Here is a 22,660-nt window from a genome sequence, read left to right as displayed (position 1 = left end):
GAAGGCTTCCGGTCGGGGGGCCGCTGTCGTGGAGCGGGGTGGCTCAGCCGCGCTGGATGCCCGTGGCGTCCTGGAGGACGCCGCGGCGCCCGTCCTGCGTCTGGGCGATCAGCGCCTGGCCGCGCTGCTCCACGGCCAGGTACCAGGTGCCGGGGGCCAGTTCGGCGATCTGCGAGCCGGAACCGTCCTCCGCGTACAGCGGGCGGGCGACCGGCACGGCGAACCAGAACGGCGTGAAGTCCCCGCCGCCCTGCGACGGGGCCTGCTGCTCGGGGTGCGGCTGCGCCGCGGCCGGCTGCGGCTGGCCGTAGGGCTGGCCGCCCTGCGAGGCGTCCTGCGGGGCCGGGTAGGGCTGCTGCGCCTGCTGGGCACCCGGGTAGCCGTAGCCACCGCCGGGGACGCCCGGCTGGCCGGGCTGGGCGCCGTACGGCTGCGGGGCCGCCGGGCGCGGGGCGCCGACGAGCGGGTTCTGGAGGGCGGGGACCAGTGGACCGGCCACGGCGGCGCCGGCCAGGACCAGCGCGGCGATCAGGCCGAGGATCAGACCGGCACCGGCGTCCTCCGCCTCGAAGATCCACATGAGCAGGGACCACGCCGTGGCGATGGTGAAGGCGGCGCCGACCTGGCCGAGCTCCAGGCCCGCGATCTTGCGGGGCTGCGGGAGGCCGTGCGAGACGACCACGAGCGCCGCGCCGGCGAGGCCGAGGAAGAAGGTGCCCCAGCCGAGGTAGGACCACTCCCACGTGTTGGGCATCTGGTCGCAGATCGAGTCCGGGCCGTCGCAGCCGGCGATGTCGAGGAACGAGGCGATGAAAAGTACCACCGCAGCACCGATCACTACGCCATCGCCTCGGGTGAGGGAGCGGATATTCACGTAAGAAGTCCTTCGTCGGGTCGTCGTCGCGTCGGGCGGGCGCCGGTTCTTGGCACGGGGGCGGCCCCATCGTACGGAGCGAATCTATCGCTCGCCGGTTCTACCCCTTGAGGTAGGTCACGATGCCGTCGGCGATGCCCTGCGCCGCCTTCTGCCGCCACACCCCGGACGTCAGCAGCGCTGCGTCCTTCGGATCACGCATATTGCCGCATTCGACGAAGACCTTGGGCACGGTTGAGAGATTGAGCCCGCCGAGATCGGAACGGACGTCCAATCCCGTACCTCCGCCGAGGTAGTTGGCGGGGGAGGTACCGGTCGTACGGCGGAAGGCGGCGGCGATCCGCTCGCCGAGCGTACGCGAAGGGGCCACGATCGGGCCGGTGTCGGCCGATCCTTCACGGACCTCGGCGGGGACGATCACATGGAACCCGCGGTTCCCCTGTGCCGAGCCGTCCGCGTGGACGGAGACGACGGCGTCGGCCTTCGCCGCGTTCCCGATCCTGGCCCGCTCGTCGATGCAGGGCCCGTACGGCCGGTCCGCGTCGTGGGTCAGGACCACCTCGGCGCCGCGCGCCTCCAGCAGCTCGCGCAGCCGGTGCGAGACGTCGAGCGTGAAGGCCGCCTCCGTGTACGCGGCCTTCCCCGCGGACGCGTTCGTCGAGGTCCCGGTGGTGTCGCACTCCTTGCGGGCCGTCCCGATGTCGACCTTCTCGCCGATCTCCCGCCCGTGCCGGAAGTTCCCCGGGTTGTGCCCCGGGTCGACGACGACCGTGCGGCCGGCCAGCGGGAGGGCGGCGCCGGCCTGGCCCGTGGTGACGGCCGGGCTCGCCGTGGCGGCCGGGGTACGCGCCGGGCCGGGCGTCGTGGCCGCGGCGGCCGGGCCCCGGGTGCCCTGCGCCGCCTCGGAGGCGGCGCCGCATCCGGCGAGCGCGGCGGAGCAGACGAGGACGGCCAGGGCGGCGGGCAGGGAGCGGGTCACGGGGTTCCTGTGGTCGTACGGCACCCCGCGACTCTAGGCCCTCCCCCGGCCGGAACCGCGGACCGGATGTACCGGCTCGGTCACCGCGGCCGCAAAACGGTGGACGCGGGTCCGGGACAGGGGAAGGCTGGGAACACGGAGCGGCGTGGGGGTGTCACCGCGCCCGGACCCACGAGGGGGAACCGGTGGGGGAAGAACCGAACGACGCGCGTCCTCAGGACGCGCCGCCCAAGCTGGACCTGAGCAAGGGGGAGCCCGGCGGACCGCCGGCCGTCGAATCCGGCGAGACGGTCAGGATCAGACCCGCGCGCGGGGGCACGAGTGCCGCAGGCGGCGGTACGGGCCCCACCGGTGACGGTGCGGGCTCCGGCGGCGGCACGGAGGCCACGCCCACGGGCTCCTTCCGCCTGCCTGCCCCGGCTCCCGCGGGCGGCCCGGCGCCCTGGGAGGCGCCGGCACCGCAGAACGGCGGCTCGACCGGCTCCGCGGGTCCCGTCGACTCCGCCGGCCCGGCCGACTCGGCCGGTCCCGGGGCCTCCGCCGGCCCGGCCGGTCCCGGCTTCGGTCCGCCCTCCGGCGGCTTCGGCGGCTTCGGCGCGGGCCCGGCCGACGGCGCGCCGCACGGGCAGGCGCCCGCGACCGCACCCGGGTGGGCCGGGGCGGGGACGCTCCCGCCACCGCCCTCGGCGCCGCCCGGCTTCGGCTCCGGCGGCCCCGGCGGGCAGGGGGAGGCGCGGCCGCTCCAGGCCGTGGCCGTGGGACTGCTCAACCTGTCCTGCCTCGGGCTCGGCTACGTACTGCTGCGGCAGTGGATCGGGGCGGCGGTCTGCTGGGCGGCCACCGCGGCGCTGCTGCTCCTCGCGCTCCCGGCGGACGCGGACGGCGTCCCGGTGGGGGTGCTCGTCGGATACGGGGTCGTGCTGCTGGCGGCCGCCGCGGACGGGGCCCGGCGCGGGCTGCGGGCGCGGCTCTCGGCGGGGGTCACGGCACGGCGCCTCGCCCTGCCGCTCGCCGTCGTGCTGCTCGCCGTGCCGGCCGGCGGCACCGTCGCCTACGGGGCGGCCCGGGAGGAGGCGCGCGAGGAGGCGTTCCAGCAGTCCCTCCTGGCCCGGCTCGGCGGCGCCGACGCGCTGGTGAAGGCCCGGGAGGGCGCCCGGTTCGACTCCGCCGAGAGCGACTACCGCACGGCGCTCGACACGTACGAGAGCCTGGCGCTCGAACACCCCGGCTCCCGCGCCGCGAAGCTCGTGCCGGACCGCCTCGACGCGTACGTCGCCTCGGTGTCCACGCCGTACACGGAGAAGAAGTACTGCGAGGCGGTCGACCCGCTGACCCATCTGCGGTCGCTGCCGGACACCGTGGACGAGAGCGTGCTCGGGGACCGCGCGGACGGCTTCGACGAGCCGCTGGCGCAGTCGCTGTACGAGTGCGGCGCCGCGGAGTTCGGGCGGGCGTCGAGGCAGGCCGCCCACGTGTCCTTCACCGAACTCGCCACGCTCTTCCCGCAGTCGCCGCACCTCGCCAAGGTCGAGCGGCTCGTCGGCGACGACCTCCGGAAGGCGGCGGCGCCGCTGAACGACGGCAGCGCGTCGGATCCGTGCGCCGTCACCGAGGCGGTGCGGGTCCAGCGGACCGGCGTCGCGGACCTCAAGGGCTACGCGTTCCCCGGGCCGCTCGCGGACGCGGACCGGGGGATCCAGAAGGGCGTCTTCTCCTGCGGGACCAAGCAGTTCCGCGACGCGTCGTACTCCGACGCGGTCGAGACCATGGACCAGTACGCCAAGGACTACCCGAAGAGCCCGCAGGCCGCTCACGCCCGCACCATCTCGATCGCCGCGCAGATCGCCGACCACGAGCCCGCGGCCGGCAAGAAGCTGCCGTCGGCGACGGTGCCCGGCGGAGCCCGGATGCCCATGGTGGTCAGCAACGACGGCAAGGACTCCGTCGAGCTCCTCTACACCGGACCGGTCACCGGGAAGATCACCCTCAAGGCGTGCGGCGGCTGCGAGAACTACGGCGGCATCCGGGGTGCCGTCGACCCGGACGCCAAGCCCTGCGGGGGCCCGTCCTCGAAGTACCCGAAGACGACGCTCCAGCTGCCGGCGGGCACGTACCACTTCCTCCAGCGGCGGGCCGGCGGCGGCTTCTCCGCGGCCGGCGAGACGAAGAACAGCAAGGCGGTCATCGAGCCGGGATACACGTACACCAACTGCCTGTACGTGACGACCGGCCTCTGACGGCCGCGGCCCGTTCCCGGGGCCCGTCCGGCGATTCCCGCCGGGCGGGCCCCGCTCTAGTACCCGTCCACGATCCGGTCCACCGCCGCCGCCACCAGCGCGTCCCGTTCCTCCTCGGAGAAGACGTCGGGGAGCGTGAGCTGCTCCACGATCAGCCAGTTCAGGGCGAGCACGAGCAGCTTGACGGAGGTGGCGTCGCCGGGGAGCCCGGACGCCTCGTGGAAGGCCACGTTGGCCTCGACGTCGGCGCGCACCCGCTCGGTCAGGATCGAGCGGAGCGCGGGCCGGCGGGTGGCCTCCAGGCGCAGTTCGAGCAGGGCGAGGTAGCCGGTGCGGAAGGAGGAGACCCGCCCGACCAGCTCCCGCATGATCCTCGTGTACGTCTCCTTGTCCCGGGGCGCCGTCCGGGTCTCCTCCATCGTCGCCTCGTCGGGCTGGAGCCGCTCGTAGACCCGCGCGCCGGCCTGGGTGAGCAGGTCGTCGCGGTTGGCGAAGTAGTTGGAGGCGGTCCCGGTGGGGACCCGCGCCTCGGTGTCCACCGCCCGGAAGGTCAGCCCGCGGGCGCCCTCCCTGGCCAGCACCTCGATCGCGGCGTCCACGAGGGCGGCGCGCCGCTCGTCGTTCCGTCTCGCCACTGGACCACTCCGTTCGTAGTACTACATCCGAACCCCTTTGGGTAGCGTACGCGCCCCCGCGATGAGTTCGCGCCGCCCGGGCAGTCATGACTGCGGAACACCCGGACGGGATCGACGAGACCGACGGGACCGACGAGACCGACGAGATCGAGGAGCACCCCATGACCGCCCCCGGCCCCCGGCCCAGGCCCCAGCTGCTGAAGGTCCAGAACTTCAACGTCACCGCCGACGGCATCGCCGCCGGCGAGGACCAGTCCCTCGAACGCCCCTTCGGCCACGTCGACCCGGCCAGGCTCTTCGCCTGGGGCGGCGCCACCGCCAGCTGGCCCACCCGCACCGATCCGGGCGGCAGCCGCGGCCTGGACGACTACATGGTCCGCGACTTCTCGCACGGCATCGGCGCCGAGATCATGGGCCGCAACAAGTTCGGTCCCCTGCGCGGCCCCTGGCGGGACGAGGAGTGGAAGGGGTGGTGGGGCGAGGAGCCGCCGTTCCACACCCCCGTCTTCGTCCTCACCCACCACCCGCGCCCGTCCTTCACGCTCTCCGACACCACCTTCCACTTCCTCGACGCCGACCCGGCGACCGCGCTGGAGCGCGCGAAGGAGGCGGCGGAGGGGAAGGACGTCCGCCTCGGCGGCGGGGTGACGACGGTCCGCGAGTTCCTGGACGCGGACCTCGTCGACACCCTCCACGTCGCCGTCTCGCCCGTGAAGCTCGGTACCGGCCTCAAGCTCTGGGACTCGCCCGAGGAGCTCACCGACCGCTTCCACCTGGACGTCGTGCCCAGCCCGAGCGGAGTCACCCACCACCTCTTCTGGCGGAAGTGACCGCTCCCGCGCCGGGTGCCGGGCGGAGACCCGCTCCCGCGCCGGGTGCCGGGCGGAGACCCGCTCCCGCGTCGGGTGTCAGGCGGAGACCCGGCGCAGCACCCGCAGCGAGTCCGTGACCGAGACCTCCTCGAAGTCCCCGGACTCAAGGGCGCGCAGATAGATCCGGTACGGCGCCTGGCCGCCGTCCGCCGGGTCCGGGAACACGTCGTGGATCACCAGCAGGCCCCCGGGGGCGACCCTGGGGGACCAGCCCTCGTAGTCGTTCGTCGCGTGCTCGTCGGTGTGCCCGCCGTCGATGAAGACGAGCCCGAGCTCCCCGGCCCACACCTTCGCGACCTGCGGGCTGCGCCCCACCACCGCGATCACGTGCTCCTCCAGGCCCGCCTTCCGCAGCGTCCGCCGGAAGGTCGGCAGCGTGTCCATCGCCCCGACCTCCGGGTCCACCACGGTCGGGTCGTGGTACTCCCACCCCGGCTGCTGCTCCTCGCTGCCCCGGTGGTGGTCCACGGTCACCGCGACCGTCCCCGCCCGCCGTGCCGCGTCCGCGAGCAGGATCGTGGAGCGCCCGCAGTACGTGCCGACCTCCAGGAGCGGCAGCCCGAGCCCGCCGGCCTCGGCCGCCGCCGCGTACAGCGCCAGCCCCTCGCCGACGGGCATGAACCCCTTCGCGGCCTCGAACGCGGCAAGGATCTCGGGACTGGGCTCGGACATGGCGGTCTCCTACTGGCGAGTAGTACGTCGGTACGGGCGCCCATCGTGCCCTACCCGTCGCACGCGAACCACACCGTCCCGGGGCGGGGCTCCGTTAGGCTCGCCGCGGGCGGCCGCCCACCCGGCGCAGGCCCGTCCGCGCCGGCCGTACCGCGTCATGGGGGAACGCCATGGAGACCGACCCGACACCGGCGGCAGCGGGCCCCGGGCGTACGGCCGCGAGGAAGGCCGCCTGGACCGCGGCGCTCGCCTACGTCCTCGGTGCGGCGCTGCACCTGTACGGGCTCTCGTACGTGTCCTTCGTCCAGCCGGAGGACGCCTGCTGGTTCAAGGCCGGGCACATGGCGACGCCGGACTCCAGCGGCGCGCTGCCGGTGAGTCTCGTCTGCGCGGGCGAGGAGATCGTCCCGTGGTGGCTGAACCCGGGGCTGGGCGTGCTCGCGGTGACCGCCGTCGGGGCGACCGTCGCCGCGATCGTCCTGAGGGTCAGGCGCCGGTAGGGGCGAGGCGGAGGGTCCAGGTGTCGACCGTGTAGCGGATCGGAGGGGCGGCGCTCGGCTCCGCGAAGGTCGCGACGAGGCGCGTCCCGTCCCGGCGCAGGGTCCGTATCGTCCGCGAGTCGGCGAGCGGCGTCAGTTCGGCCAGGTCGGTCGTGCCGAGGTCCCGGTCCACCGCGCGGAGCACGTGCCCGTCGAGGACCAGGAGGGTTCCGTCGGGGAGGACGACCGGTCTCGGGGGCTGGGGGTCGGTCAGGGCGGGGCCGGGGGTGACGACGCCGCCGGGGAGGAGCCGTACGACCCGGCCCCGGGTCGGGATGCGCCGGTCGGCCTCCACGACCCGGACGCCGCTGCCGACGACGTAGTGCCCGTACGAGGGCCAGCGGTCCGTCTCGGCGCCGTCCCGGTCGTACGCGCGGGTCTCGAAGATCCCGTAGCCCTCCAGTCCGAGCAGGAACCGTCCGCCACCGCGCGCCGCCCCCCGCTCGCCGCGCAGTTCGGCGACGAGCCGGCCGGTGGTGAGGTCGAGCAGGAGCGCGGGGCCGAGGAAGCCCCACGGCGTGTACTCGAGGGAGTCCGTGGTGACGAGCACCCGCCCGCCGGAGACGTGCGCGGCGTTGGGGCGGCCGGAGAAGGCGTGGGTCCAGAGGGTGCGGCCCCCGGAGTCGACGCCGGTCACCGCGCCGTGGCCGCCGTGGACGGCGATCCCGTCCCGGGAGGCCAGCGGTTCGCCGGCCTCCCGGGCCCGCTCGAAGGGGGGCGGGCCCTCCGCCCGCCGGTGGCCGACGACCTCCGCGCGCCATGCTCCGATGCTCGTCATGCCGGGAGGGTAGCGCCCGCGCGTCCCTACGACAGTCCGTCCCGCCCCAGCCATGACGGCCTGACGGGCACCCCGTCCGCGTACCGCTCCACGTCCGGCTCCGGTGCCGGCGCCGGTATCGGCTCCGACTCCGGTTCGCGCTCCGGCCGGTGCTCCGGCTCCCGCGCCGCCGGCTCGGGCGCGGCGGAGTCCTCCAGGAGTTCCGCCAGCGTGAAGCGGGTGACGTACGACTGCCAGGCCCCGTCGACGACGAGCAGGAAGCCGTCCGCCTGGCGGAGGAGCCGCCGGCGCTTGGGACTCAGGGGGTGGGTGGGCGTGAAGTCCCGCGCCCGCCGCTCCAGTTCCCGGAGGGCCTCCTCGCGCTCCCCGGTGATCTGCGCCACCACGGAGGCCTCGGTGTGCTTGCGCTCCCCGAGCCCCACGGTCATCTCCACGACCAGTCCCCAGGTGGTCACGGCCGGGCCCCCGCGAGGACGGCCCGCAGCTCCCGCACCCCGGCCTGCCACGTCTCGTCCCCCGACTCCTCCCACAGTTCGAGGAGTTCGGACGGTTCGGCGAGCACGCGGTCGAGGGCGGCCACGGCCTCCGCCCGCAGCTCCGCCGGCAGCACCCCCAGCGGCTTCTTCGGTCCGTACGAGGTCGTGACCGGCTCCCCGCCCGGGCACTGCGCCGCCACCAGCGCCGCCGAGGCGACCGCCTCCATGGACAGGTCCGCGTCCAGGTAGTCCTCGCCGGTCCCGGTCACCTCCCGGAACGCCGTCAGCAGCACCTCGGCCTTCCTCCCGTCGGCGGCCTCGTCCACCCGGTACGAGAAGTCCGCCGCCGTGTCGTTGTCGAACGGTCCGATGTCCCAGGTCCCCATGGCGTGCGTGCCTTCCTCGTCGGTGGTGCGCGGTTCCCGTCATCGTGACAGGGGGCTCTGACAGCGGGCCCGGGCGAGGCGGTTCAGTCGCCCCGCACGCGTGCGTGCAGGTGCATGTCGTGGGGGCCGTCGTCGTGCACCGCGGCCTTGCGCTTGGTGCCCTCCAGGGGGAAGCCGGCCTTCCTGGCGACCCCGCAGGACGCGTCGTTGTGGACCGAGTGCTCCAACTCCAGGCGGTGGAAGCCGATCTCGTCCAGGGCCCAGGCGGCGAGGGCGGTCACGGCGCGGGTCGCCACTCCGGCGCCCCGGGCGGCCGGCAGCACCCAGTAGGCCACGAAGGCGACGCCGTCGTCGAAGTCCAGGCCGCGCAGGGCGATCCTGCCCAGGACCTCCCCGTCCCCGCCGGCGACCGCCCAGTGGGCGCCCTTCTCCTCCGCCCAGTCCCGGCGGTAGCCGTCGAACCAGTCGGCGATCTGCGCCTCGGAGGTGGGGCGGCGCGTGTGCCAGCGGCGCAGCCCGGCGTCCTCGTACGCGGAGAGGAAGACCGGCGCGTCGGCCCGTTCCCAGGGGCGCAGCAGCAGGCCCCCCGCGGCGGGGAGGACGGGCTGCGGCCGGGTGGACAGGGCGCCGGTCTCGATGACGGGCGGCGTCGACAGGGTGCGGGTCATGAGCCACATGATCGCCCGCTGGTACCCGCGGGCGCCATCAGTTGCTGTGGGCGGTGATGTCGCCGAGGGCGGTGGTGGCGTGGATGGTGAGGGGGGTGCCGGTGCCGTGGGTGTTCTGGAGGGTGTTGGCGATGCGGCCGAGGGTGGTGCCGGCGTCGAGGGTGGCGGTGGTGGAGCGGGCGGCGCCGATGGTGATGGAGCCGGCCTGGGTGTCGAGGCGGACGGTGCCGCCGGTGGCCTGGGTGATGCGCAGGTCGCCGCGGGTGGTGGTGAGTTCGGCGTCGCCGTGGAGGTGGCCGAGGGTGATGTCGCCGTCCTGGAGGGTGAGGTGGGCGGTGCGGGCCTCGTCGAGCTTGACGGGGCCCTGGGCGGCTTCGAAGGTGACGTCGCCGAGCCGTCCGACGCCGCGCAGGTCGGCGGCGGCGGCCTTGGCCCGGACGGAGGAGTCGGCGGGGAGCTGGACGGTGATCTCGACGGATCCGGTGGCGCCGAAGAGCTGGTTTCCGGTCTCGGGGGCGGTGATGTCCAGGACGCCGTCGGCGAAGGAGACGGTGGTGGTCTCGGCGGCCTTCACGTCGCGGGACTTGGCGGGGTTGGCGGGGCGGATGTCGACGGTGACGTCGGCGCGGTCGGCGGCGATGAGGCGCAGGTGGCCGGCCGGGATGGCGACGACGGCGGCGATCGGGGCGGTGGCGGCGAAGGTGCGCATGGTTTCTGCTCCTGTGGAGTGGTGAGTCCGTCGGTGTTTCCGACATGGGAAAAGCTACGTTGCTTTCCAATCCTCGGCAACACTCTCGTTGCGCAAGAATGGCATCACTACAGGTCAGAGCAGTTATTTCGTTGCAATGGAAGAAAGATTGACGCAACGGCATATGCCAGCACGTTGCAATGGCGGTGCAGTGAACGCTATGCTGGCGGCGTCACGCACGGATGAAGGAGAACGCGATGCCGGGAGGCAGGCTCACTCAGCAGGAACGCCAGCAGATCGCGCTGGGGCTGGCCGACGGGCTCGCCTACGCGGAGATCGGCCGGCGGCTCGACCGCCCCACCTCCACCGTCACCCGCGAGGTGATGCGCAACGGCGGTCCCACCGCCTACCGCCCCGACCTGGCGCACCGCGCCACCGAGGGCCGGGCCCGGCGCCGCCGGCCCGGTGGCGGCGACGCGGCACCGGCCGTGCGGGCGGACGGGCGGGACGCGGCGGCCGTCCGCGACTACGAGGAGGCCTTCGCCACCGTCTTCATGCAGGGCGGTCTCCCCAAGATGACGGCCCGCGTCCTCGCCGCCCTCTACGCCACCGACGCGGGCAGCCTCACCGCCGGCGAGCTCGGCGAGCGGCTCCAGGTCAGCGCGGGCTCCATCTCCAAGGCCATCGCCTTCCTGGAGGGCCAGAGCCTCATCCGCCGCGAGCGCGACGACCGCCGTCGTGAGCGGTACATCGTCGACGACGAGCTCTGGTACCAGTCGATGATCGCCGCCGCCAAGGCCAACGAGCAGATGGTCGAGATCGCCCGCCAGGGCGTCGCCGTCCTCGGGCCCGGCACCCCCGCGGCCGCCCGCCTGGAGAACGTCGCCCGCTTCATGGACTTCGTCAGCGAGGGGATCGTGCGCGCGGCCGAGCAGGCCCGGGAGATCCTGCTGTCGAAGCCGGCGGGCGCGCTTCCGTCCGGTGCGCCGGACGGCGCGCCGGACGGCGGGTGAGCGCACCGCGGTGCCCGGGGCCGCACGGTATCTGACCTTCCATCAGATTCGGCCTTCCGTCGTAATGGAACGTGTTCTAGTCTGCGCGCCATGGGTATCGCCATCACGCACGAACAGCGGGATCTCGCCCGGTCCGTCCGCGCTTGGCTCACCCGCGCCGCACCGCCCGAGGAACTCCGCCGGTGGCTCGACGCGCCCGAGCCGCCGGCCGGGCGCCCCGGCCACTGGGACGCCGCCGCCGCGCAGGGCCTCCTCGGGATCCACGTACCGGAGGAGTACGGCGGCGGGGGCGGCGGACTCGACGACCTCGCCGTGGTCGTCGAGGAGACCGCCCGCGCCCTCCTCCCCGGCCCCTACCTCCCCTCCGTCCTCGCCGCCGAACTCCTCCACCGCGCGGGCCCCTCGGCGCACGGCGCGCTCCTCGCGGACCTCGCCGAAGGGCGCAGGATCGGCGCCGTCGCCCTCGGCGGCCCCGGCACCCTCACCGCCGTGCGCACCGACACCGGGCACCTCCTCGACGGCACCGCGCCGCCCGTCCTCGGCGCCGCCCAGGCCGACCTGCTCCTCCTCCAGGCCGCCACCGCCGACGGCACCGTCTGGCTCGCCGTGGACGCGCGTCCGGACGGCGGACCCGCCGTCCGCCCGCACGCCTCCGCCGACCCCACCCGGCCCACCGCCGAGGTCACCGCCGCCGCCCTCCACGTGCCGGCCGACCGGACCCTCGCCCTCGACGGCGGGCTCGCGCACGACCTCGCCGCCGTGCTCTTCGCCGCCGACGCCTGCGGCACCGCCGCCCGCGCCGTCGAGACCGCCGCCGAACACGCCCGCACCCGCGAGCAGTTCGGCCGGCCCATCGGACGGTTCCAGGGCGTCAAACACCTCTGCGCCGACATGCTCGTCCGGCTCGAACAGGCCCGCGCCCTCACCTGGGACGCCGCCCGCGCCGCCGACGACCCCGCCCGGCCCCTCGTCGCCGCGCTCGCCGCCGCCACCGCCCTCGACGCCGCCCACACCACCGCCAAGGACTGCGTCCAGATCCTCGGCGGCATCGGCTTCACCTGGGAGCACGACGCCCACCTGCTGCTGCGCCGCGCCCTCGTCGCGCGGCAGCTCCTCGGCACCAGCGACCGGTTCCGGCTCGACGCCCTCCGGCACGCCGCCACCGGACTGCGCCGCGGCCTCCGCCTCGACCTGCCGGCCGCCGCGGAGCCGTACCGCGCCGCCGCCCGCGAGGCCGTCGCCCCCGCCGCCGGACTCGATCCGGCCGCCGCCCGCCGTGTCCTCGCCCCCACGGGCTACGCCGCCCCGCACCTCCCGGAGCCGTACGGCCTCGGCGCGGGCCCGCTCCAACAGCTCGCCGTCCAGCGCGAACTCGACGAGGCGGGCGTCACCGTCGCCGGACTCGGCATCGCCACCTGGGTCGTCCCCTCGCTCCTCGCCCACGGCAGCCCCGCACAGCAGGAACACCACCTCGGGCCCACCCTCCGGGGCGAGCGGCGCTGGTGCCAGCTCTTCTCCGAGCCCGGCGCCGGCTCCGACCTCGCCTCCCTGCGCACCCGCGCCGAACGCGCCGACGACGGAAGCTGGCGGATCACCGGACAGAAGGTGTGGACGAGCGCGGCCCAGTGGGCCGACTACGGCATCCTGCTCGCCCGTACCGACCCCGAAGCCCCCAAGCACCGGGGCCTCACGTACTTCCTCGTCGACATGAGGAACACCCCCGGCATCGACATCCGCCCCCTGAAGGAGATCACCGGCGACTCCCTCTTCAACGAGGTCTGGTTCGACGGCGCCGTCCTCCCGGCCGACGCCGTCGTCGGCGAGGTGGACGACGGCTGGCGGGTCGCCCGCAACACCCTCGGCAACGAACGCGTCCACATGGCCGACCAGGTCGTCTTCGACACCGGCCTCGAAGCGCTCATCAAGGCGTCCGCCGAGGCCGACGGCTCCGTCCGGGTCCGCACCGGCGCCCTCCTCGCCGAGGCCCACGCGCTGGCCTGCATCGGCCTGCGCACCACCCTCCTCCAGGTGTCCGGACTCGAACCGGGCGCGGGCGCCAGCGTCCGCAAGCTCGTCCAGACCCTCCACCAGCAGAAGACCGCCGAACTCGCCCTCGAACTCCTCGGCCCCGACGGCGCCGTGCGCGAGGGGACCGGCGCGGCGGCCGTCCACGGCTTCCTCATGTCCCGCTGTCTGACCATCGCGGGCGGCACCACACAGGTACAGCTCAACGTCGTCGCCGAGCGGCTGCTCGGCCTCCCCAGGGACTGAGAGGGCACGCCATGAAGTCGTACGTCGTCGGTGTCGGCATGACCAGGTTCGAGAAGCCCGAGACCCGTGACTGGCAGTACTGGGACATGGCCCGCGAGGCCGGCACCGCCGCCCTCGCCGATGCCGGGATCCCGTACGAGAGCGTCGAACAGGCCGCCGTCGGCTACTGCTTCCAGGCGTCCACCGCCGGACAGCGGGCCGTCTACGAACTCGGCCTCACCGGTCTGCCCGTCTACAACCTCAACAACAACTGCGCCACCGGCTCCACCGCCCTCATGACCGCCCGCCAGTTCGTCGAGGGCGGCATCGCCGACTGCGTCCTCGCCCTCGGCTTCGAGAAGATGAGCAGGGGGTCCCTCGGCGGCGGAGCGGGCGGCGCCGGAGACCTCGGGGCCTCACCCGTCGCCCGGCACTACGGCATCATGGCCGCCGCCCACGGCTTCGAGGCCTCCCCGCCCACCGCGCAGATCTTCGGCAACGCCGCCCGCGAGCACATGGAGCGGTACGGCACCACCGAGGCGCAGCTCGCCGCCGTCGCCGCCAAGAACCACCTGCACTCCTCCCGCAACCCCCGCGCGCAGTTCCGGGACGTCTACACGGTCGACGAGGTCCTCGCCGCGAAGACCGTGCACCGCCCGCTCACCAGGCTCCAGTGCTCGCCCACCTCCGACGGCGCCGCCGCCGCCCTCGTCGTCTCCGAACGCTTCGTCGCCGCGCACGGCCTGGAGGGACGGGCCGTGGAGATCGCCGCGCAGGCCATGACCACCGACACCGGGGAGTCCTTCGCCTCCGGCTCCTGCATCGACGCCGTCGGCCGGCCGATGTCACGGGAGGCGGCCCGGAAGGTGTACGAGGCCTCGGGCCTCGGCATCGAGGACGTCGACGTCGTCGAGCTCCACGACTGCTTCTCCGTCAACGAACTCCTCACCTACGAGGCCCTCGGCATGTGCGAGGAGGGCGCCTCCGGCAAGCTCGTCGAGTCCGGCGCCACCACCTACGGCGGACGGTGGGTGGTCAACCCCTCCGGCGGCCTCATCTCCAAGGGCCACCCGCTCGGCGCCACCGGCCTCGCCCAGGCCGCCGAACTCGTCTGGCAGCTGCGCGGCGAGGCCGCCGACCGCCAGGTCGCCGGCGCCCGCGTCGGCCTCGCCCACAACATCGGCCTCGGCGGCGCGGCGGTGGTGACCCTCCTGCGCAGGTCGTAGGTCTCTTTCCGCATGTACGGGGCGGAGCCCGTCTGCGACCATGACAGCCATGCCGCAGACCGACTCCGCCGCCGGATCCCTCACGACCCGCGCCCCCGTACGCGCCCCCCGCCCCTGGCTCGTCGTCCTCGTCGCCTGTGCCGGGCAGTTCCTCGTCGTCCTCGACGTGTCGGTCATGAACGTGGCCCTGCCCTCCCTCAAGGCCGACCTCGGCCTCGGCACCCTCGGGCTCCAGTGGGTGCTCAACGCCTACGCGATCGCCTTCGCCGGCTTCATGCTGCTCGGCGGCAGGGCGGCCGACCTGTACGGGCGCAAGACCATGTTCCTGGCGGGCCTCGGCCTCTTCACCGCCGCCTCGGTCGTCGGCGGCCTCGCCCCCGAGGGCGCCTATCTGATCGGCGCGCGGGCCGCGCAGGGCCTGGGAGCAGCGGCGCTCTCCCCGGCCACCCTCACCCTCGTCACCTCCGCCGTCCCCGCCGGCGCCGCCCGCACCCGGGCCATCGCCACCTGGACGGCGGTCGGCGCGGCCGGCGGCGCCGCGGGCGGCTTCGTCGGCGGCCTCCTCGTCGACCTGCTGAACTGGCGCTGGGTCCTCCTCGTCAACGTCCCCCTCGGCATCCTCATCCTGGCCGCCGCCGCGCTCTGGCTCCGCGAGGGCCGGACCGCCTCCGGCCGCCGCCTGGACCTGCCGGGCGCGGTCCTCGTCACCGGCGGCCTGGCCACCCTCGCGTACGGCATCGTGCAGACCGAGATGGCCGGCTGGACCTCCGCCGCGACCCTCCTGCCGCTCCTCGGCGGCCTCGCCCTCCTCGCCGTCTTCGTCGCCGTGGAGAAGCGGACCGGGGAACCCCTCGTCCCGCTCGGGATCTTCCGCAACCGTGCCGTGTCCGCCGCCAACGCCGGGATCATGCTGTGCGGCTCCAGCTCCTTCGGCATGTGGTTCTTCATGACCGTGTACGCCCAGAACGTCCTCGGCTACACCCCGCTGCAGGCCGGGCTCGCCCTCGTCCCCAGCTCGCTCGCCGTCCTGGTCGGCTCCAAGGCCGCACCCCGCCTGATGGCCGTCACCGGCGCCCGCGCCCTCGCCCTCGCCGGCATCCTCGCGGCGGCCGCGGGCTTCGCCTGGCAGTCCACCCTGACCGCGGACGGCACCTTCCTCACCACGATCCTCGGCCCCGGCATCCTCATGATGGCCGGCATCGGCCTGGCGACCACGCCCCTCGCCACCCTCGCCACCTCCGGCGCCGCCCCCGGGGACGCCGGCCTCGTCTCCGGCCTGGTCAACACCTCCCGGACGATGGGCGGCGCCCTCGGCCTCGCCCTGCTGACCACGGTCGCGGCCGCCGCCACCCCCTCGGTCGCCTCCTGGGGCGAGCCGGACCCGTCCTCCCTGGTCCCGGGCTACGCGGCGGCCTTCCGCGTCTCCACCGGCATCCTCCTCCTGGCCGCCGCCCTGATGGCCCTCTGGCTGCCCCGCGGGACGAAGCGGAGGGACGTCTCCTAGGCGCTTCCTCCGGATTCCGCCGGCCCGACCCGGAAGGGACGGCCTAGAGCCAGCCCTGCTGCCGCGCGGCCCTGGCCGCCTCCAGCCGGTTGCGCGTGCCGGTCTTCCCGATCGCGGACGACAGGTAGTTCCGCACCGTCGACTCCGACAGGTGCAGCCGGCCCGCGATGTCGGCGATCGTCGCCCCGTCCACCGCCGCCGACAGGGCCTCCCGCTCACGGGCCGTCAGCGGGTTCGGCCCCGCGCCGAGCGCGGCGGCGGCGAGCGCCGGATCGATCACGGTCTCGCCGCGCAGCACCTTCCGGATCGCCTCCGCCAGCTCCTCCACCGGCCCGTCCTTCACCAGGAAGCCGGCCGCGCCCGCCTCCATCGCCCGCCGCAGGTACCCGGGCCGTCCGAAGGTCGTCAGGATCAGCACCCGGCAGTCCGGCACCTCGTCGCGCAGCCCGGCCGCCGCGTCGAGCCCCGACCGCCCCGGCAGCTCGATGTCGAGCAGGGCCACGTCGGGCCGTGCCAGCAGCGCCCGGTCCACGATCTCGTCCCCCCGCCCGACCTGGGCGACGACCTCGATGTCCGGCTCCATCCCGAGCAGCAGCGCGAGCGCCCCGCGCATCATCCCCTGGTCCTCCGCGAGGAGCACCCGAATCGACTTCACCGGCCGGTGGTCCTGAGGCATCTCGTCCACATCCGAAGCCTAGGTCCTGTGCGGCGGTTCCGGCCCGACGGGACCGCCCTCGGCCGCCGGGAGTTCGGCCGTCAGGCGGAAGCCGCCGCCCGGGGCCCGGGCCGTCGTCAGGGTGCCGCCGGCCGCCGCCAGGCGCTCGGTCAGGCCGCGCAGGCCACTGCCGGAGAGGGCGGGGGAGGGGCCCCGGCCGTCGTCGGTGACGGTGAGGCGGGCCCGCTCCGGGCCGCTCCTCACGGCGATCTCGCAGCGGGTGGCGGCCGCGTGCCGGACCACGTTCGTCACCGCCTCCCGCACCACCCAGCCGAGCAGCGCCTCCGCCGCCGGGCCGAGCGGCGGGCCCGAGCGCCGTACCACCGCCTCCACGTCCGCGGAGGCGAGCGCGTCCCGGGCCCGGTCCAGCTCCGTGCCGAGACTGCCCTCGCGGTAGCCGGTCACCGCCTCCCGGATCTCGGTGAGCGCCTGCCGGCCCACCGACTCGATGTCGGTGATCTGCCCGAGCGCCGCGGCCGGGTCGCGCGGCACGAGCCGCCTGGCCGCCTCCGACTTCACCACGATCACCGACAGGGTGTGGCCCAGCAGGTCGTGCAGGTCGCGGGAGAAGCGCAGCCGCTCCTGTTCCACCGCCGCCCGGGCCAGCTCCTCGCGGGTGGCGCGCAGTTCGCCGACGGTCTCGTTCAGGGCGAGGATCGCCGCCGTCACCATCGTCGAGATGAAGGTCCCGTACACGATCCCGATCGAGTCCCAGTCGTCCCGCCAGAAGGTGACGGCGCCGACCGCCACGACCAGGGGGAGGGTCAGGAGGCGCAGCTGGCGTCCGCCGCGTGCCACCGCCCCCAGCGCCAGCCCGAGCAGCGGGAAGAGCAGCAGCCACTCGCGGCCGTAGCCGATCGCGAGGGCGAAGGTGACGGCGGCGAGCGCGCCCAGCAGGGCCCAGGTGGTCGTGGTCTCGCGGCGGGCCCGGTCGAAGGCGCGGAAGACGATCGCGATGTACAGCGTGTTGAAGGTCAGCAGGCCGGCCATGCCCAGCCAGGGGTTGGCGGCCTCGCCGCTGACGAGGTGGGAGAGCGAGCCCATCCCCATCAGCAGCCACGGCAGGAGGCTGAGCCCGCTCGGGCCGCGCTCCTCCCGGGTCTCGCACCGCTTCCGCCACCGGATCCTCATCGCGGGCCCCCCGTCATGCCGTCCGTGCGGAACGACGGTACGAGACCGCCGCGTAGCCGCCGAAGAGCGCCGCCCAGCCGGCGAGCACCGCCAGGGCCGCCGCTCCGGGCGCCCGTCCGTCGGCCAGCGCCGCCGCCACCTCCGCGAAGCGGTTCGTGGGCGTCCAGGAGGAGACCGACGCCAGCCAGCCGGGGAAGAGCGCGACGGGGAACCACAGGCCGCCGACGACGGCCAGGCCGAGGTTGCAGGCCACGTTCACCACGCCGGCCGTCTGGGCCGACAGCCGGTAGCCGTTGCCGAGTCCGAGCAGGGTGAAGGGGAGCGAGCCGAGCCAGAGCGCGACCGCCACCGCCGCCCAGTGCGCGGGGGACATCCGGACGTCGTTGCACACCCCGCCCGCCAGCAGGATGGCGGCGATCGCGGGCAGCACCACGACCGTGCCGGTCAGGGCGCGCCCGGTGACGACCCGGCGCGGGGTCATCGGGGTGATCCGCAGCTGTCGCAGCCAGCCGGTGGACTTGTCCTCGGCGACCCCGGTGCCGAGGGAGAGGGCCGCGCCCATCGCCCCGTACGCGGCCATCCCCACCATCGCGACCGTCTTGTACGCGGTGTCGTCCTGCCCGCCGAGGTTGGTGAAGAGCAGGTACATCATGACGGGGACGCCGATGGTGGAGATGACGAAGCCGGGGTCCCGCAGGGTGCGACGGGTCTCCAGGCCGACGTAGGCGGCGGTGGTCGACAGGATCGGGGTGCTCATCGGCTCGGCTCCGGTTCCGGGGCGGTGGCCCGCTGGGCGCGGGTGAGGGAGAGGAAGGCGTCGTTGAGGGTGAGCGGGGCCACCTCCAGGCCCCGGATCGCGTCCCGTGCGGCCAGGGCCCGCACGGTCGCGTCGGAGTCGTCGGTGCGGAGCCGGGCGCGGTCGCCGCGGATCTCGGTCTCGGTGACCCCGGGGAGTCCGGAGAGGTACGCGGACGGGGCGCCGCCCAGGTCGAGCGAGACGATCGCTCCGCCGGCCGCCCGCTTCAGCTCCTCGGGCGTGCCGTCGGCGACGACCCGGCCGCCGTCGAGGACGACGATCCGGTCGGCGAAGGAGTCCGCCTCCTCCAGGTAGTGGGTGGAGAACAGGACGGTGTTGCCCCGCCGGGCGTAGCCGCGCATCGCCTCCCAGAACTCGCCCCTGGCCTCGACGTCGAGGGCGGAGGTCGGCTCGTCCAGGACGATCAGCTCGGGGTTGCCGGCCAGCGCGACGGCGAACCGGACCCGCTGGGCCTGGCCGCCGGAGAGGCGGTCCACCCGGCGGTCGGCGAGGGCGGTGAGCCCGGCGAGGGCGAGGGCGTCCGCCACGGGCATCGGCCGGGGGTAGGTCCGGGCGACGAAGCCGACGAGCTCGCGGACGGTGACGCGGGAGACCGCGCGGCCCTCCTGGAGCATCGCCCCGACCCGGCCCGCGAGGACGGCCTCCTCGGGGGTGCCGCCGAGGAGGGAGATCCGTCCGCCGTCGGGGGTGTCGAGGCCGAGCAGCAGGCCGATGGCGGTGGACTTCCCGGCGCCGTTGCGTCCCAGCAGGGCGAGGGTCTCGCCGCGCCGGACGGTGAGGTCCACGCCGTCGGCGGCCCGGACGGGGCCGTAGCTCTTGGTGACCGCCTCGAAGACGGCCGCGGGTTCCTTCGTCATGGACCCGACGGTACGGAGCGGGCGGCCCCTTCCGGCAGGAGCGCGCGTACGGTCCCGGCGGTGACAAATGTCCTGGGTGGCCCCGCGCTCCCCGTTTCTGACGTACCGTCAGGAGTGTGGCGTACGAGGGTTCCCAACGCCCCGCCCCTCCGCTATACATGGGGGACACCGAACTGGAACGCGTTCTATATCGGCGCGTACGGGACGGTTCCCGCACGGCCTCGGCGTGACCGACGGTGCGGACGGTCGCGCCGAGGTCCTCCACTCCAAGGACCTCCAAGGAGCAGCAAGTCGATGCCCATTGACCCCGCCAAGGCCCTCGCCGCCGAACCCCGCAGCGCCGAGATCGCCTGGGACCACAAGGACGTCCAGCTCTACCACCTCGGCCTCGGCGCCGGCAGCCCCGCCACCGACCCGGCCGAGCTGCGCTACACCCTCGAATCCCGGCTCCACGTGCTGCCCAGCTTCGCCACCGTCGCCGGCGCCGGCATGGGGGTCGTCGGCGGACTCTCCGCCCCCGGCATCGACATCGACCTCGCCGCCGTCCTCCACGGCGGCCAGTCGATCACCCTCCACCGACCGCTGCCCACCGGCGGCCGGGCCGTCTCCACCTCCCGCGTCGCCGCCGTGTACGACAAGGGCAAGGCCGCCATCCTGGTGCTGCGCTCCGAGGCCACCGACGACGAGGGCCCGCTGTGGACCTCCGACGCCCAGATCTTCGTCCGCGGCGAGGGCGGCTGGGGCGGCGACCGGGGCCCCTCCGAACGGCTCGAACTCCCCGACCGGGCACCGGACCGGACCGTCGAGCGGACCGTCCGCGAGGACCAGGCGCTGCTCTACCGCCTCTCCGGCGACTGGAACCCGCTCCACGCCGACCCCGACTTCGCCAAGCTCGCGGGCTTCGACCGGCCGATCCTGCACGGCCTGTGCACCTACGGCATGACGCTCAAGGCGGTGGTCGACACGGTGCTCGACGGCGACGTCGCCCGGGTCCGCGCCTACCGCACCCGCTTCGCCGGGACCGTCTTCCCGGGCGAGACCCTGCGCATCCGGATGTGGGCCGGCGACGGCCGCGTCCAGGTGACGGTCACGGCCGTGGAGCGCGACGACGCCCCGGTCCTCGCCGACACCCTCGTCGAACACGCCTGATCACGCCTGATCCGCCACGCTGATGGGAGCCGCACCATGCGCGCAGCCGTACTGCACGAGATCGGCCAGGACAAACTGGAGGTCCTCGACGACGTCGAGGCGGTGGGCTTCGGCCCGGGCAGGGTGCGGATCCGGGTGCGGGCCACCGGCCTGTGCCACTCGGACGTCTCCGCCATGAGCGGCGTCCTGCCGCAGCCCGCGCCGTTCATCCCCGGCCACGAGGGCGCCGGCGAGATCCTCGACGTCGGCGACGGCGTCACCGGACTGAGCGCCGGACAGCGGGTCCTGCTCTGCTGGCTGCCCGCCTGCGGCAGCTGCGCCGCCTGCAAGCGCGGCCAGACCCAGCTCTGTCTCGCCGGCTTCATGAACGCCGGCATCCCCAACTTCAGGCGCCCCGGCGGGGACGTCTTCGGCTTCGCCGGCACCGGCACCTTCGCCGAGGAGGTCGTCGTCGACGCCGGCTGCGCCGTCCCGATCCCGGACGACGTGCCCTTCGACATCGCCGCCCTCATCGGCTGCGGGGTCACCACCGGCCTCGGCGCCGCCATCAACACCGCCAAGGTGGAGGCCGGTTCCTCGGTCGCCGTCATCGGCTGCGGCGGCGTCGGCATCTCCGCCATCCAGGGCGCCCGGCTCCAGGGCGCCGCCGAGATCGTCGCCGTCGACCCCGTCGAGTCCCGCCGCGAGGCCGCGCTCCGCTTCGGCGCCACCGAGGCCGTCGCCCCCGAGGCGCTGGCCGACGCCAAGCAGCGGATCACCGCCGGCGAGGGCTTCGACTACGTCTTCGAGGTCGTCGGCAAGTCCGCCACCGCGCGGACCGCCTACGAGACGACCCGGCGCGGCGGCACCCTCTGCGTCGTCGGCGCCGGCGCCATGGACGACAACCTCCAGCTCAACATGTTCGAGCTGTTCTTCGACGAGAAGCGGATCCTGCCCTCCATGTACGGCGGCGGTGACGTGCTCCGGTCGTACGAGCGGGCCATCGCCCTCTGGCGGGCCGGCCGCATCGACCTGGAGTCGCTGATCACCCACCGGGTCCCGCTGGCGAACATCAACGAGGCCCTGGAGCAGATGCGGACCGGCACGTCCCTCCGCACCTGCGTCGAGATCTGAGAGGACCCCCGTCATGTCACTGCCGCTCGAAGGGCTGAGCGCGATCGTCACCGGGGCCGGGCGCGGCCTCGGCCGTGCCGAGGCGCTCGAACTCGCCCGGCTCGGCGCCGCCGTCGTCGTCAACGACTACGGACAGCCCGGCCGGGACGGGTCCGGGGACGCGTCGGCCACCCCCGCCGAGGAGGTGGCCGCCGAGATCACCGGGGCCGGCGGCCGGGCCGTCGCCCACCTCGGCGACATCTCCGACTTCGAGACCGCGCGCGGCCTGGTCGACCTGGCCGTGGCCGAGTTCGGCAAGCTGGACGTCCTGGTCAACAACGCGGGCATCCTGCGCGACCGGATGGTCTTCTCGATGAGCGAGGAGGAGTGGGACTCGGTCATCCGCGTCCACCTCAAGGGCCACTTCAACACCACCCACTTCGCGGCCGCGCACTGGCGCGGACGGTCCAAGGCGGGGGAGACCGGCGTCTACGGCCGGATCGTCAACACCTCCTCCGAGGCCTTCCTCGCCGGCTCGGCCGGACAGCCCAACTACGCGGCGGCCAAGGGCGGGATCGTCGGCCTCACCACCTCGACGGCGCTCGCGCTCGCCCGGTACGGAGTGACCGCTAACGCCATCTGCCCGCGCGCCCGCACGCGCATGACGGAGGACGTCTTCGCCGGCTTCGCCGAGCCGGCCGCCGAGGACGAGCTCGACCCGCTGTCGCCCGAGCACGTGGCACCGCTCGTCGGCTACCTCGCCTCCCCGGCCGCGGCGCGGGTCAACGGACAACTGCTCGTCGTCCACGGCGGGATGGTCGCCGTCGTCGAACGGCCCCGGGTGGCGGCCAAGTTCGACACCGCCAAGGAAGCCTTCGGCTTCGAGGAGCTGGACGGGCTGCTCAGCCCCTACTTCGCCGAGCGCCCGCCCAACGAGACCTTCGCGGCCGCCGAGGTACTGGGGCTGAAGAAGGGCTGAACCCCGGTCACGGGGGCGGTCACGGGGACGGTGGGGATGGCGAAGGGCCCCGGGGAGCGGCTCCCCGGGGCCCTTCGCCACGCGCGCGGCGCGGTGCCAGTCTCTTATAAACATATCCGAACC

23 protein-coding genes are annotated in these 22,660 nt (G+C 74.5%); 10 read left to right on the top strand and 13 right to left on the bottom strand.

All coding sequences use genetic code 11. The annotated features are described in order from the left end of the window. Positions 1–43 precede the first annotated feature (43 nt). Positions 44–874: a DUF5336 domain-containing protein gene (locus ACFQ8C_RS30720; RefSeq protein ID WP_383463765.1), complete on the bottom strand. Its 831-nt coding sequence runs from the start codon at positions 872–874 to the stop codon at positions 44–46. 100 nt (positions 875–974) lie between these two features. Next, on the bottom strand, positions 975–1,877 hold the full coding sequence (locus tag ACFQ8C_RS30715; protein ID WP_383463762.1) for an N-acetylmuramoyl-L-alanine amidase: 903 nt from the start codon (positions 1,875–1,877) through the stop codon (positions 975–977). Positions 1,878–2,038: 161 nt separating this feature from the next. On the opposite strand from ACFQ8C_RS30715, the gene ACFQ8C_RS30710 reads away from it, so the two are divergent. Then, positions 2,039–4,090, top strand: coding sequence for a hypothetical protein (locus ACFQ8C_RS30710; protein ID WP_383463759.1), 2,052 nt, complete (start codon positions 2,039–2,041; stop codon positions 4,088–4,090). Positions 4,091–4,146: 56 nt separating this feature from the next. On the opposite strand, the gene ACFQ8C_RS30705 is transcribed toward ACFQ8C_RS30710, so the two are convergent. Beyond that, positions 4,147–4,725: a TetR/AcrR family transcriptional regulator gene (locus tag ACFQ8C_RS30705; RefSeq protein WP_383463756.1), complete on the bottom strand. Its 579-nt coding sequence runs from the start codon at positions 4,723–4,725 to the stop codon at positions 4,147–4,149. Between the two features lie 161 nt (positions 4,726–4,886). Between ACFQ8C_RS30705 and ACFQ8C_RS30700 the strand changes: the two genes are divergently transcribed. Continuing rightward, complete coding sequence (locus tag ACFQ8C_RS30700; RefSeq protein ID WP_383463774.1) at positions 4,887–5,555, top strand: dihydrofolate reductase family protein; 669 nt, start codon at positions 4,887–4,889, stop codon at positions 5,553–5,555. Between the two features lie 78 nt (positions 5,556–5,633). Here ACFQ8C_RS30700 and ACFQ8C_RS30695 read toward each other — a convergent pair whose 3' ends face one another. After that, complete coding sequence (locus tag ACFQ8C_RS30695; protein ID WP_383463753.1) at positions 5,634–6,269, bottom strand: class I SAM-dependent methyltransferase; 636 nt, start codon at positions 6,267–6,269, stop codon at positions 5,634–5,636. A 170-nt stretch (positions 6,270–6,439) separates the two neighbouring features. On the opposite strand from ACFQ8C_RS30695, the gene ACFQ8C_RS30690 reads away from it, so the two are divergent. Further along, positions 6,440–6,769 carry a hypothetical protein gene (locus tag ACFQ8C_RS30690; protein WP_383463751.1) on the top strand — a complete coding sequence of 110 codons (330 nt, stop codon included), beginning with the start codon at positions 6,440–6,442 and terminating at the stop codon, positions 6,767–6,769. Here ACFQ8C_RS30690 and ACFQ8C_RS30685 read toward each other — a convergent pair. The 5 genes from ACFQ8C_RS30685 to ACFQ8C_RS30665 form a co-directional block, all read right to left on the bottom strand. Beyond that, positions 6,756–7,586: a hypothetical protein gene (locus ACFQ8C_RS30685; protein WP_383463748.1), complete on the bottom strand. Its 831-nt coding sequence runs from the start codon at positions 7,584–7,586 to the stop codon at positions 6,756–6,758. The genes ACFQ8C_RS30690 and ACFQ8C_RS30685 overlap by 14 nt on opposite strands. A 26-nt stretch (positions 7,587–7,612) precedes the next feature. Next, entirely contained in the window at positions 7,613–8,014 is a 402-nt protein-coding gene (locus ACFQ8C_RS30680) for a hypothetical protein (protein WP_383463771.1), read from the bottom strand. A 23-nt stretch (positions 8,015–8,037) separates the two neighbouring features. After that, complete coding sequence (locus tag ACFQ8C_RS30675; RefSeq protein WP_383463745.1) at positions 8,038–8,448, bottom strand: DUF4259 domain-containing protein; 411 nt, start codon at positions 8,446–8,448, stop codon at positions 8,038–8,040. A gap of 83 nt (positions 8,449–8,531) precedes the next feature. Continuing rightward, a complete protein-coding gene (locus ACFQ8C_RS30670; RefSeq protein WP_383463742.1) occupies positions 8,532–9,116 on the bottom strand; it encodes a GNAT family N-acetyltransferase in 585 nt (194 codons plus the stop codon). Positions 9,117–9,153: 37 nt separating this feature from the next. Next, positions 9,154–9,825: a DUF4097 family beta strand repeat-containing protein gene (locus ACFQ8C_RS30665; RefSeq protein ID WP_383463739.1), complete on the bottom strand. Its 672-nt coding sequence runs from the start codon at positions 9,823–9,825 to the stop codon at positions 9,154–9,156. 236 nt (positions 9,826–10,061) lie between these two features. Here ACFQ8C_RS30665 and ACFQ8C_RS30660 point away from each other — a divergent pair, with 236 nt between their 5' ends. From ACFQ8C_RS30660 to ACFQ8C_RS30645, 4 genes are all read left to right on the top strand, one after another. Further along, positions 10,062–10,817 (top strand): helix-turn-helix domain-containing protein, encoded by a 756-nt coding sequence (locus tag ACFQ8C_RS30660; RefSeq protein WP_383463736.1) that lies wholly within the window; start codon positions 10,062–10,064, stop codon positions 10,815–10,817. A 90-nt stretch (positions 10,818–10,907) separates the two neighbouring features. Continuing rightward, positions 10,908–13,088, top strand: a complete 2,181-nt coding sequence (locus tag ACFQ8C_RS30655; protein ID WP_383463733.1) for an acyl-CoA dehydrogenase — start codon at positions 10,908–10,910, stop codon at positions 13,086–13,088. An 11-nt stretch (positions 13,089–13,099) separates the two neighbouring features. Beyond that, positions 13,100–14,293 (top strand): lipid-transfer protein, encoded by a 1,194-nt coding sequence (locus ACFQ8C_RS30650; RefSeq protein WP_383463730.1) that lies wholly within the window; start codon positions 13,100–13,102, stop codon positions 14,291–14,293. A 40-nt stretch (positions 14,294–14,333) separates the two neighbouring features. After that, positions 14,334–15,797 (top strand): MFS transporter, encoded by a 1,464-nt coding sequence (locus ACFQ8C_RS30645; RefSeq protein WP_383463727.1) that lies wholly within the window; start codon positions 14,334–14,336, stop codon positions 15,795–15,797. Between the two features lie 43 nt (positions 15,798–15,840). On the opposite strand, the gene ACFQ8C_RS30640 is transcribed toward ACFQ8C_RS30645, so the two are convergent. From ACFQ8C_RS30640 to ACFQ8C_RS30625, 4 genes are read right to left on the bottom strand one after another with little or no spacing between them, the layout of a single operon-like run. Further along, on the bottom strand, positions 15,841–16,473 hold the full coding sequence (locus ACFQ8C_RS30640) for a response regulator (RefSeq protein ID WP_383463768.1): 633 nt from the start codon (positions 16,471–16,473) through the stop codon (positions 15,841–15,843). A gap of 18 nt (positions 16,474–16,491) precedes the next feature. Further along, the gene (locus ACFQ8C_RS30635) at positions 16,492–17,643 is read right to left on the bottom strand and encodes a sensor histidine kinase (protein ID WP_383463723.1); all 1,152 of its coding nucleotides are present in this window, start codon (positions 17,641–17,643) and stop codon (positions 16,492–16,494) included. 13 nt (positions 17,644–17,656) lie between these two features. Next, complete coding sequence (locus ACFQ8C_RS30630; RefSeq protein WP_383463720.1) at positions 17,657–18,400, bottom strand: ABC transporter permease; 744 nt, start codon at positions 18,398–18,400, stop codon at positions 17,657–17,659. After that, positions 18,397–19,317, bottom strand: a complete 921-nt coding sequence (locus ACFQ8C_RS30625; protein ID WP_383463717.1) for an ATP-binding cassette domain-containing protein — start codon at positions 19,315–19,317, stop codon at positions 18,397–18,399. Before ACFQ8C_RS30625 ends, ACFQ8C_RS30630 begins: the two co-directional genes overlap by 4 nt. A 294-nt stretch (positions 19,318–19,611) precedes the next feature. On the opposite strand from ACFQ8C_RS30625, the gene ACFQ8C_RS30620 reads away from it, so the two are divergent. The 3 genes from ACFQ8C_RS30620 to ACFQ8C_RS30610 are packed head-to-tail and all read left to right on the top strand — an operon-like array spanning position 19,612 to position 22,537. Then, positions 19,612–20,466: a MaoC/PaaZ C-terminal domain-containing protein gene (locus ACFQ8C_RS30620; protein WP_383463714.1), complete on the top strand. Its 855-nt coding sequence runs from the start codon at positions 19,612–19,614 to the stop codon at positions 20,464–20,466. A gap of 36 nt (positions 20,467–20,502) precedes the next feature. Beyond that, positions 20,503–21,579, top strand: coding sequence for a Zn-dependent alcohol dehydrogenase (locus ACFQ8C_RS30615; protein ID WP_383463711.1), 1,077 nt, complete (start codon positions 20,503–20,505; stop codon positions 21,577–21,579). 13 nt (positions 21,580–21,592) lie between these two features. Then, positions 21,593–22,537 carry a 3-oxoacyl-ACP reductase gene (locus ACFQ8C_RS30610; protein WP_383463708.1) on the top strand — a complete coding sequence of 315 codons (945 nt, stop codon included), beginning with the start codon at positions 21,593–21,595 and terminating at the stop codon, positions 22,535–22,537. Positions 22,538–22,660 lie beyond the last annotated feature (123 nt).

It is taken from the genome of Streptomyces sp. NPDC056503 (assembly GCF_042794995.1).
GTDB lineage: Bacteria > Actinomycetota > Actinomycetes > Streptomycetales > Streptomycetaceae > Streptomyces.
Note: the sequence above shows the minus strand (reverse complement) of the source record. Positions and strands in the feature narration are given on the sequence as shown.